Origin of the sequence: Lutibacter sp. (assembly GCF_046055765.1) — a bacterium.
Taxonomy (GTDB): domain Bacteria; phylum Bacteroidota; class Bacteroidia; order Flavobacteriales; family Flavobacteriaceae; genus Lutibacter.
On sequence record NZ_JASFZF010000086.1, the window covers coordinates 1 to 11,930 of the forward strand.

The 11,930-nt window shown below is 28.0% G+C and carries 9 protein-coding genes and 1 pseudogene; 4 read left to right on the forward strand and 6 right to left on the reverse strand.

What is annotated here, in order from left to right; translation table 11 throughout:
• Positions 1 to 222 precede the first annotated feature (222 nt).
• The 4 genes from QM495_RS08715 to polA all read right to left on the reverse strand — a co-directional run bounded on the left by QM495_RS08715 (position 223) and on the right by polA (position 6,314).
• Entirely contained in the window at positions 223 to 924 is a 702-nt protein-coding gene (locus QM495_RS08715; RefSeq protein WP_408671719.1) for a hypothetical protein, read from the reverse strand.
• A 64-nt stretch (positions 925 to 988) separates the two neighbouring features.
• Positions 989 to 1,387 (reverse strand): hypothetical protein, encoded by a 399-nt coding sequence (locus tag QM495_RS08720; RefSeq protein ID WP_408671720.1) that lies wholly within the window; start codon positions 1,385 to 1,387, stop codon positions 989 to 991.
• Positions 1,388 to 1,506: 119 nt separating this feature from the next.
• Positions 1,507 to 3,468 carry an LTA synthase family protein gene (locus tag QM495_RS08725; RefSeq protein WP_408671721.1) on the reverse strand — a complete coding sequence of 654 codons (1,962 nt, stop codon included), beginning with the start codon at positions 3,466 to 3,468 and terminating at the stop codon, positions 1,507 to 1,509.
• 11 nt (positions 3,469 to 3,479) lie between these two features.
• Positions 3,480 to 6,314: a DNA polymerase I gene (gene polA / locus QM495_RS08730; RefSeq protein ID WP_408671727.1), complete on the reverse strand. Its 2,835-nt coding sequence runs from the start codon at positions 6,312 to 6,314 to the stop codon at positions 3,480 to 3,482.
• Positions 6,315 to 6,439: 125 nt separating this feature from the next.
• Between polA and QM495_RS08735 the strand changes: the two genes are divergently transcribed.
• The 4 genes from QM495_RS08735 (at position 6,440) to QM495_RS08750 (ending at position 10,787) form a co-directional block, all read left to right on the forward strand.
• Positions 6,440 to 8,353, forward strand: coding sequence for a T9SS type A sorting domain-containing protein (locus tag QM495_RS08735; RefSeq protein WP_408671722.1), 1,914 nt, complete (start codon positions 6,440 to 6,442; stop codon positions 8,351 to 8,353).
• 11 nt (positions 8,354 to 8,364) lie between these two features.
• Positions 8,365 to 9,123 (forward strand): hypothetical protein, encoded by a 759-nt coding sequence (locus QM495_RS08740; protein ID WP_408671723.1) that lies wholly within the window; start codon positions 8,365 to 8,367, stop codon positions 9,121 to 9,123.
• 80 nt (positions 9,124 to 9,203) lie between these two features.
• Positions 9,204 to 10,415: a metallophosphoesterase gene (locus tag QM495_RS08745; RefSeq protein ID WP_408671724.1), complete on the forward strand. Its 1,212-nt coding sequence runs from the start codon at positions 9,204 to 9,206 to the stop codon at positions 10,413 to 10,415.
• A gap of 75 nt (positions 10,416 to 10,490) precedes the next feature.
• Positions 10,491 to 10,787 carry a thioredoxin family protein gene (locus tag QM495_RS08750; RefSeq protein WP_408671725.1) on the forward strand — a complete coding sequence of 99 codons (297 nt, stop codon included), beginning with the start codon at positions 10,491 to 10,493 and terminating at the stop codon, positions 10,785 to 10,787.
• 3 nt (positions 10,788 to 10,790) lie between these two features.
• Here the strand turns inward: QM495_RS08750 and QM495_RS08755 are convergent, their stop codons facing one another.
• Complete coding sequence (locus QM495_RS08755; protein WP_408671726.1) at positions 10,791 to 11,435, reverse strand: polysaccharide deacetylase family protein; 645 nt, start codon at positions 11,433 to 11,435, stop codon at positions 10,791 to 10,793.
• Positions 11,436 to 11,930, reverse strand: a pseudogene (locus QM495_RS08760) (hypothetical protein); the annotation flags it as partial.

Sequence of the window (11,930 nt, forward strand, 5' to 3'; positions counted from 1 at the left end):
TTAATGTATTCACAATTAAATTCTTTGTTATAGTTAAACATTTATTTTTGCTCCCTAAAAAGGGAGTGCAAATGTACAATTTAATATTTATATAACAAACAGCAAGTTAGGTTAAATTAATAGGGTTTAGATTTATGGTTTTAATAAATCTAAACCCTGAAATATCAGTGAAATATCAGTGAAATATCAGTGAAATATCAATGAAATATTTATATTAAATTTTTATTTTATTCTGGCCTGAAGTTCTGGAATTACGTTTGAATAGCTTCTTAAAATTCTATCCCATTCTTTATATAATTCATCACTTTTTACACTTGTCATAGCTCTGCTAGATTCTTCACTAATTAATTTAACTTTAAAAGTTAATGGGTCGTCAGAAGTTTGTTTAACAATTATTCTTGTTCTAATAGTATTTTGTTTAAATGTTTTTAAAGACCAAGCAGTTCTTAAATAACCAGTTTCTTTATCAGTCATTTCTATTATATCAATATTTGAAAGAATTATTTGGTTAATTAATTTCCAAGCTTTGTCTTTACTTATAGAGCATTTCAATTCAATATCAACGTTTGCAATATCAGTTTGTATAGAAGCATCAAAAGCATCGTCTCTAATTAATTGCATATAATAAGATTTTGGTGGTTTTGCCATTCCTTTTTTATTACAGAAATCTATTTGTTCTATTAAAAAACCTACTTTTCTAACAATAACAGTTATACATCCTTTTGAAGGAACTACAATATCTAAATTTCCTTTCCCTAATAGTTTTCCATTAATCCAAATTTCAGCATCAGATTCGGAAACACCAAAATTTATTTTTCTCTTTCCTATTAAATTATCGTTTTTTATATTGGTATTAAGTGTATTTGCTTGAAACGTGTTAATTACGAAAAGGCAAAGTAATGTTAGGGATATCTTTTTGAACATTTTTATTATTTTAGATTAAAATTAATTTTTTACTAAAGTAATTATTTTTAATGAATTATAGTTTCTATTTTAAATTTAAGGATAACTCACCTACTTTTATTCTAGTTAAATCAACAACCATATTTATTTTATCATCAATTAAATTTTCATTTTTACAATCTTTACAAATTATTGTAAGTGTAATAGTTCCTCTATTTAAAGAGGTGTTAATTGCTAAACTAACTCTATCTCCCTTTGAAAAATTACCACTACCTTGAGACCAAAGTGAAAATGCAGATTGGTGATTATCAAACTTATTAAAGCCATCTTCTCCTGTATAAGTTATTGTAGTTAAGTAGTCAAAATTTTGAGGGGTGTCTTCAAATTTAACATTATAAACGACATTTCTTTCATCATCATTTAAGTTGTTACAACTATTTAAAATTATTAATAAAATTGTTGCAGCAAAAGTAATTTTTCTCATAAATTTTTATTTTTAAAGTTTGCAATATAGTAAATGGATTTTAGTGAGATGGGTTTTAACCAATTTTAGAGCGTGAAACTAAATTTTGAAAATTAACTTTTTGATTTAAATTAGTAAAATCAATTAAGTTTTAACCCTTCATTTTTAAATAGATCAAAAGCAGTTTGATAGTAAGCTATAGTTTCTTTTAGAAATAAAGAGTCTGTTTTGGTATTAATCAACTTATTATTTTTAGAATTCCATTGGTAAAAAGAATAATTTTTTTGACTGTCTAAAATTAATAGTTTGTTCCCTTTTAAAAGTCCTAATTTTCTATGATTTGCAATTAAAGCTCTTTCATCTTTTGGTTTCATTTTGTTAATATCTTTTCCAAAAAGATTCGATTTATAACTCCAATTTAAATAACCAAATAAGGTTGGAAATATATCAATTTGAGAACTTAATTTAGTCACTTCTTCAGCTTTTTTATTTTGCAAATTATAAATAAAAGCAGGAATATGATAACTTTCTACATTAATTTCTGATCTACCAGCACTATAAGCACAATGATCAGAAACTATTACAAAAACGGTATTTTTAAACCATGGTTTACCTTTAGCTTCTTTAAAAAATTTCTCAAAAGACCAATTGGTATATTTTAATGCGCCAGCTCTATTTTCCCCAGAAGGTATATTTATAATTCCATTTGGGTATGTGTAGGGTTTATGATTGCTACTTGTCATAATAAAATTAAAGAAAGGTTGACCAATTTCGTATTGTTTATCAGCTTCTTTTAACACTTTATTATATAAGTCTCCATCACAAATTCCCCAGGCATTTTCAAAAGTAACTTCATCATCAGTAATTTGAGACCTTTTAGTAGGGTAAACTTCATTAAGACGATATTTATTTTTTCTATCAACAATATTAAACCCATTGTTTGAAAAGAAAATATTCATATTGTCAAAATGGCCATCACCACCATAAAAGAAGGTTCGTGTATACCCTTTTTGTTTAAAAACTTCACCTATAGTAAATAAATTATCGTTATTTTCTCGTTTTACAATACTTCTTCCTGGTGTAGGAGGTATAGACAATGCAATTGCTTCCATTCCTCTAATAGTTCTTGTTCCAGTAGCTTGTAAATTTGTAAAAAAAATAGATTTTTTTGCTAAAGAATCTATAGCTGGAATTAAATTTTTTTTATTTCCAAATCGTTTCATAAATTTAGCACTAAGACTTTCCAAACCTATAAAAATAACGTTTGGATTTTGCTCTATTCCAGTATTTGAAATATACCTTTCTATACTTTTTGAATTTTCAATTAGACTATCTTTTTCTGAAGGAATTAATTTTCTAATAATTTTATAGGATAAATTTAATGGATTGGTTAAATAAAAATTAGTATAATTTAATTCGTTTTTTTTATAGGCTGCAAAAAATGAATAAGGGCCAGATTTTGTTATTTCATTTTCATATTGATTTGAAAAAATTTCAGCCTGATTACTTTGAATATTTAATTGATAAAGGCTTAGAAGTATGACCCAAAATAAAGTTGGAATTAGTTTTGTTTTAAATGAGTTTGAATTATTAAAGGTAAATTTAAAAGCATTTTTGTTTTGAGCTATTTTAATGGCAAAAAAAGTAATAATAATTAAGATTCCTAAAATAAGTGGCAAAGGATATGATTGGTTGATATTTTGGACTACTTCATAAGTATATAGTAAATAATCTACAGCAATAAAGTTGAAGCGTTTTTGATATTCTTCCCAAAAAGTAAGTTCAGATAAAAATGAAAAAAACATAAAAAATAACGCGAAAGCATACATGAAATTTGTAATAATTTTATCAAATTTACTTCCATAAAATTGTGTTGGAAAAACTAATAAATAGACGGCATAAAAAGCCATGATGTATGAAAGACATCCTATATCAAATATAAAACCTAAGCCAAAAATTTCAATGAAGTTTACAAAAGAAAAATGAATAACATTAAAAGACCAAATATAGAGTGTAAGCCTAATTATAAATGCAAAAATTAAAAAAGTAATTGCAAATGTTTTTGCTAAAGAAAAACGTTTAGGGAATAATAATTTTAGCATTAATTGTTTTTTTAATGAGCTTCTAACCAGTTTTGTCCTTCTCCTAAATCTACAGTTAAAGGAACGGTAAGTTTAAAAGCATTTTCCATTTCTTGTAAAATTAATGGTTTTAAAGTATTTAATTCATTATTGTACATATCAAAAACTAGTTCATCATGAACTTGCAGTAGCATTTTAGTTTTATAATGACCATCTGTTAGAAGTTTTTGAATATGAATCATTGCAATTTTAATAATATCTGCAGCGCTTCCTTGTATTGGTGCATTTACAGCATTTCTTTCATCACCAGAACGAACTATTGCATTATGAGAGTTAATATTTTTTAAATATCTACGACGTCCTAATATAGTTTCCGCATAACCGTTTTCACGTGCAAAATCTATTTGAGTTGAAATATACTGTTTTAATTTAGGGAATGAATTGTAATAATTGTCGATTAGTTCCTTAGCTTCGGCTCTAGATTTTTTTAACTGCTGTGCCAATGTAAAAGCTCCTTGACCATAAATAATACCAAAATTTACAGCTTTAGCATTACTTCGTTGTTCTCTTGTAATATCTTTTAATGGAACATTAAAAACTTTAGCTGCAGTTGATGCGTGAATATCTTCACCTCTATTAAATGACTCAATCATACTTTCATCTTCACTTAAAGCGGCAATAATTCTAAGTTCAATTTGAGAGTAATCGGCAGCAACTAAGGTGTAATTTTCATTTCTTGGTATAAATGCTTTTCTAACTTGTTTTCCTCGTTCAGTTCTTATAGGAATATTTTGAAGGTTTGGATTTATAGAGCTTAATCGCCCTGTTGCTGCAACTGCCTGGCTGTATGTTGTGTGTATTCGGCCTGTATTTTTATTTACTTCATTTGGTAAAGCGTCAACATAGGTGTTTTTTAATTTCACCAAACCTCTCCATTCTAAAATTTCACGAACAATTTGATGTTTAGCCGCTAATTTTGATAAAATTTCTTCACCAGTTGCATACTGTCCGGTTTTTGTCTTTTTTGGCTTGTCAACCAATTTTAAATGATCAAATAAAACATCACCTAATTGTTTTGGTGAAGCTAAATTAAACTCTAAAGCGGCTTCTTTATAGATGTTAGTTTCAAGTTTTTGAATATCTTCAGTAAGCTTTTCTGATAATGAATTTAAAAATTCAGTATTTATTCTAATACCTTCCAATTCCATAGATGCTAATACTCTAAGTAAAGGAATTTCAATTTCGTTATATAATTTTGTTAGATTTAGACTTTCTAAATCTTGCTTAAAAACATGTTTTAATTGAAATGTTACATCTGCTATTTCAACGGCATAATCCGCTTGTTTTTTAAGGTCAACTTTACGTAACAAAAGTTGATTTTTCCCTTTTTTGCCAATAATAGTTTCTAAAGTTGTTGGTTGATAATTTAAATAAGTTTCTGTAAGTACATTTAAGTTATGGCGCATATCTGGGTGTAATAGATAATGAGCTAACATTGTATCGAATAAATTACCTGTTACTTTTATAGAAAAGTTATCAAGAATTTTAATATTGTGTTTAATATTGTGACTTACTTTTTCAATGCTTTTATTTTCGAAAAACGGACGGAATTCTTCTAAGATTTCTTGTTTTTGGTCGTTATTTTCTGGTAGAGAAACAAAATATCCTTTTCCTTTTTCGTAAGAAAAAGAAATACCAATTACATCGGCTTCAAAAGAATTTGTTCCTATTGTTTCAATATGAAAGCTAACAGATTTTTGAATAAGTAATTTTTTAATAAATAATTTTCTTGAAAGCGGTGAATTAATATATTGATAAACGTGATTAGTGTTTTGGGTGTTTTTATAGCCAGTATCCAAAATTTCTTCGGAAGGATTTTCAGTTGAAGTTGAAAATAAATCGAATTGTTGATTTGTATTTGCTACAGATTTAATAGGTGAATCTACAATTTCAGTTTTTGAAGTTACGCCATTTTTAGGATGCAATTTAAATATTTTTGGAAGGCTTTCTGCAATTCTTCGAAACTCTAATTCTTTAAAAATTTCATTTGTTTTTTCTAAATCTGGGTGGTTTAATTCAAAATCTTTTTCGTCAAATTTCACAGGGCAGTCTAAAATAATAGTGGCTAATTGTTTTGAAAGTAAACCAAGATCTTTGTTAGCCTCAATCTTTTCCTTCATTTTACCTTTTAATTCATGAGTATTAGCCAGTAAATTTTCCATACTTCCGTATTCTTTTAAAAACTTTTTGGCAGTTTTATCACCAACACCAGGTAAACCAGGAATATTATCAACAGCATCCCCCATCATTCCTAAATAATCAATTACTTGTTCAGGACGTTCAATCTCAAATTTAGCTTGTACTTCTGGAATTCCCCAAATTTCAATACCATTTCCCATTCTAGATGGTTTGTACATAAAAATATTTTCAGAAACCAATTGCGCAAAATCTTTATCAGGAGTTACCATATAGGTTTTAAAACCTTCTTTTTCAGCTTGTTTAGAGAGCGTACCAATTAAATCATCCGCTTCAAAACCTGCTTTTTCAATAATTGGAATATGCATGGCTTCCAATATTTTGTGAATATATGGCACTGCTATTTTAATTGCTTCAGGAGTTTCTTGTCGGTTAGATTTATATTCAGGAAAAGCTTCTGATCTAATTTTAGAACCACCTTTATCAAAAGCCACTGCTAAATGATCTGGTTTTTCACGCTTTATAACGTCTAATAAAGAATTTGTAAAACCTAAAATGGCCGAAGTATCCATTCCTTTTGAATTAATTCTGGGATTTTTTATTAATGCATAATAACCACGAAAGATGAGTGCATAAGCATCTAATAGAAAAAGACGTTTTTTTGACATAATATTTTATAATGTGCTATTTATTACATAGTTAAAATAAACCATTTACTGTTAATATGATGAATATCATAGAATAAAACAAACCATTTGTTTAGATTTGATGTTATTAACTAATAAATTATTTAGTTGTGAAACAAAAATACATAACTTTTTTGTGTTTCTTTTTTATTAGTGTAACCTCTTTTTATTCCCAAATAGTTAATGAAGGAACTTTACAAATAGCTCCTTCAACAATTGTTTATTTTGGGGATCAATATACAAATAATGCAACTCATAACAATGATGGTAATTTACATTTAAAAAGTGATTTTATAAATAACGGAACAACAACTTCAACAGCAGGAACTACTTTTTTTGAAAGTGCTAGTGTTCAATCTATTTCGGGAAGTTCAAATGAAGTAAATCTTTATAATTTAGAGTTAAATAATTCTTCATTTGGTATTTCTGTAGTTGATAATTTTGGGTTATTTGTTGAAAATTCAATTACTTTAACATCGGGTGATTTACGTTTGGTTGGCGAAGCGCAATTAGTTCAAACAAATAATATTGAAAATTCAGGTACAGGAAAATTATTAAGAGACCAACAAGGAATTTCAACAACAACAGCTTACAATTATTGGTCTTCACCTGTAAATAATAGCGGATCTTTTTCTTTGAATGGAGGATTGTTTGACGGTACAGATTCAGGTATAAATTCATTTTCACCCCAACAAGTTTTATTTAATTCAGGCGCTCCATATAATGGAGTTGCAGCAACTGTTGATGGAGGAGGTAACGTTACTACACCATTAGCAATAAGTACTCAATGGTTGTATAAAAATTCTGCAGCTTCTGGTTGGGTTCCAATTAATGAAAATACGGCTTTGGCACCTGGAGAAAGTTTTACAATGAAAGGAACTGGTGTAACAGACCAAAATTATGTTTTTAAAGGAATACCAAATAACGGTAATTATTCATTTTCTATTGCATTTGGGCAAAGTATAATGTTAGGAAATCCATATCCATCAGCATTAGATTCAGAACAATTTATTTTAGATAATTTATCGGTATTTGATAGTGTTGAATTTTGGGTTGATGGAGGCTCTCCATCTCATTATACTGCAGATTATTTAGGAGGATATGCAATTAGAAATTTAGCTGGTGGTACTCCACCATCAGTAATTACTTCTATTGATGGTCTTGGAGGTGCAACAGGAGTTGTTCCTGAAAGATATATTGCTGTTGGACAAGGGTTTTTTGTTGAAGCAACAGATGTAGGAACTTCAATAGTTTTTAATAATGGACAGAGAGCTTTTGTAACTGAAAACTCAGGAACATCTTATTTTTATAAAGGTGTAAGTTCAAAAAATATTGAAGTTAAAAATAGCTCTATTAGAATTGGCTATGAAGATCCTGAAGGCTTTCACAGACAGCTATTATTAAGTTTTTTACCTAATTCACCAGCGAATATTTATTATAACAGAGGGTATGATGCAATTATGTCAAGTCCTAGAGAAGATGAACTTTTTTATATAATTGAGGGTGACCTTGAAAAAAAATATGTGATACAAGGTGTGGGAGCTTTTGATAAATCTTTGGAATTTCCTTTAGGTTTAATTATTGAAGAAGAAGGTGTGCATACCATTATGATAGATGCTGTAGAAAATTTAAATGAGTCTGTTTATATTAAAGATATTATTTTAGACACCATTTATAATTTAAGTACCTCTAATTTTATTCCAAATTTACCAGCAGGTGAATATTTAAATCGTTTTAAATTAGTTTTTAAAGATAAAGAACAAATAGTTTCAGATGCTATTGAAATTGACCCAAATATTAAAGTGTTTTACAACAAAAATAAAAGTATTATCATTAAAAATCAAGGGGAATTAAAACTTCGTAATATATTTATTTTTAATATGTTAGGTCAAAAAGTAGCGAGAATAAATAGTAATTCATTGAATACTACAGAAATTTCAATACCATTTGACTACAAAAAAGGAATGTATTTAGTTTTAATAGAAACTGAACAAGGAAATAAAACATATAAAATTGTGAATTAAAAAATTTAAAAATGAAAAATCTAAATCATAAATATATTTTTATAGTGTTAATAGTTATTTTTTTTATAGGTGTTAATGCAGTTGCTCAAGTTGGTATTGGAACAACTACCCCTAATGCGAATGCAATGTTAGATGTTGATGTGTCTAGTTTAGCGACAGATGCTAAAAAAGGATTTATGCCTCCAAGAATGACTACTAGTGAAAAAAATACGCTAGGAACTTCATTAGTGTTAAGTGACAAAGGAATGTTAGTTTTTGATACAGATTTAACCGCATATTATTATTGGAACGGAACAACATGGTTGTTAATTAGAATTGATTCAGTAGTAACAGATTCTGATTCTTTTGGTAATATGTATCTAACTGTTCCTGATTATACAGTGATAGCATCTAAAAATACTCCCCTTAAAATTGAAGGAGTTACTACAGCTGAAAACTTGAATAATTTTGTAGCCTCTGGAAATAATAGACTAGTTTATACAGGTAGTAAAACACGAATTTTTTCAATTGTTTGCTCTATGTCTTTTGGTGCATCTTCAAAAAATGATCATTATTCTTTTTATATTTATCATGGAGGTAATGCTTCACCAGGTATTATTCAATCTACAAAAGTTAGAAGATTTATAGCAGCGACATCTGATATTGGTGCATTATCAGTTTCAGGGTTGGTTTCTTTAGCTCCTAATGAATGGATTGAAGTTTGGGGAGAATGTACAGATGAAGATGACCAAGACTTAAATGTTGAAACTTTTAATTTGATGATTTATTAAATAAAAAATATCATTGTTAAAAATAGCTTAATTTTTTGTGTATTTATTTTTTAATCATAAAATAAAATTAGATTTGTTTTATGATTAAATGGTTTCTTTTTGTAGTTTTTATTTTACTAATTGATTTTTACGCATATCAAAGTGTAAAAATGATATCTAAAAATAAAATTGTAACACTATTATATTGGTTTTTATCAATAGTGGTGTTAACAAATTTTGTGTATAAGCTTTCTACATTTAACAGGTCTACAGGTTTAACACAAGCTGTAATGTTTGCTTTTGGTTTGTTGGTTTTGTCTATCATACCAAAAATTATTTCATTGTTTATTTTATTTGCTGAAGATATTTTTAGAGTTGCTAAACTAGTATTTAATTATTTTTCAAGTAGTGAAGCAATACCTTATTTTCCAGATAGACGAGCGTTTGTTAGTAAAATAGCGATAGGTTTGGCAGCAATTCCATTTACTTCTATAATTTATGGGATGACGAAAGGGAAATATAATTATCAAGTACTAAAACACACCTTGTTTTTTGATGATTTACCCCCAGCTTTTAACGGGTTTAAACTAACACATATTTCGGATATTCATAGTGGTAGTTTTGATGATGAAGAAAAAATAATGCACGGAATTAATTTAATTAATGAACAAGAATCAGATGTGATTTTATTTACGGGAGATTTAGTAAATGATAAAGCAGAAGAAATGACTCCTTGGATATCGCATTTTAAATCGTTAAAAGCTCGTTCAGGAAAGTTTTCAGTATTAGGAAATCATGATTATGGAGAATATATTCGTTGGGGAAACTCAGAAGAAAAAGAAGCTAATTTTCAGGCAATAAAAGAGTTACATCCAAAAATAGGATTTAATTTATTGCTAAATGAGAGTGTGTATTTAGAAAAAGGAAATGATAAAATTGCGTTGATTGGTGTTGAAAACTGGGGAACAAGGTTTAAAAAAGCAGGAGATTTAAACTTAGCCTCTTCTAAAATTAATAAGGAAGATTTTAAAATTTTATTAAGTCACGATCCTTCTCATTGGGAAAATGAAGTTAAAAGCCACGAAAATAATTATCACTTAACCTTAAGTGGCCATACACACGGTATGCAATTTGGTATCGAAATTCCAGGAATTAAATGGAGTCCTATTCAATATGTTTATAAACAATGGGCAGGTGTTTATGAAGAATTTAATAGATATATTAACGTAAATAGAGGGTTTGGTTTTTTAGCTTTTCCTGGTAGAGTTGGTATTTGGCCCGAAATTACTGTAATTACATTGAAAAAGAGGTAGGTAACAATTTTTCAAATTAAAATGTTACATTTGTAAGTAAAGTAAAATTGATTGTTTGAATAAGCATATAAAATTATGACAAAATTTGGAGATTTAATAGGTTCAGATATTCCTGTTTTAATAGATTTTTTTGCAGAATGGGAAGAAGATGCTAATGATTTACATGGCATTTTACGCGATGTAGCTGCAGCTCTTGGTGATAAGGCAAAAGTTATAAAAATTGATATTGAAAAAAATGAGACTCTTGCAAATGCTCTAAGAATAAAGGGGAATCCTACTTTTATAATTTATAAAGATGGAGAAATGAAATGGAGACAATCTGGAACTCAAGATGCTAATACTTTAATAAGTTTAGTACAACAATACGTGTAGCCATTATCTTATTTTCTTAAATACAAATCCTTTTTCAGAATAGTATTCTAATATTTTTGGTAACACAAAATATAAATTTTCACTTGCTTTTACACTATCATGAAAAACAATAATACTTCCATTTTCAGTGTATCCTATTACATTTTCTAAACATTTTTCTGGGGTAATTGTAGTGTCAAAATCAGCACTTAAAACATCCCACATCACAATTTTGTATCCTTTTCCTCTTATTTTTTTAGATTGCGCAAAGCGTAACTTACCATAAGGAGGTCTAAACAATTTTGAATTTTGAATTTTGAGATTTAGCGTATTAAATTGTTGTTCGGCCAATTCTATATTAGTTAAATATGTAGCTAATTCTGTTTCGTAGCCGTTTAAATGATTGTTTGTGTGGTTGCCAATTGAATGCCCATGTTCAATAATCTTTTGAAAAATTTCAGGATTTTTTTGTACATTTTTTCCAATGCAAAAAAAGGTAGCTTTTGCATTGTATTGTCTCAATTGATTTAAAGTCCACTCTGTTATTTCATGTGTTGGACCGTCATCAAAAGTTAAATAAATTGCTTTTTCTTTTTTTGAAAAATCCCACACCCAATTTCTAAAAAAGAGTTTTACTAGGCGTGGAGTATTAATTAGATAAGATTTCATTTATTCTTCGCTCATTAAAAAATCGAACAATTTTAAATAGCTTACATATTCATCTTTTACATTTGTGGCATATTCTTCATTGTCAAAGCGAATGGTAGTTTTAACTATTTGATCATACATTAATAAGCTACGTTCAACTTCAGTAAATACGGCTTCTATTTCAGATTCATCAAACTGGCTGTAATAGGTTAAATTTTCTTGCAAAGCCTTTTTTAATTCTGAAGTTAATTTTCTTGCTTTTTCTTTCTTATTTATTTGGTAGTATAAATCTACATAAGAAATTAGCATGCTATAATGTCCAAATTTATGAACAGGCATTTTTTCTAAAGAAATATCTAATATTTCTTCCGCTTTTTCTAATTGATTTTCATTTATTAAAGCCCTTGCCAAACGTTCCATATTATTACGATAGGAAACGGAATTTTTCCGTGTTTCTGTATCTAAATAAATGTTGTCATCAGTAATTGTGCTCCAATCCCAATTTTTAACATTTTT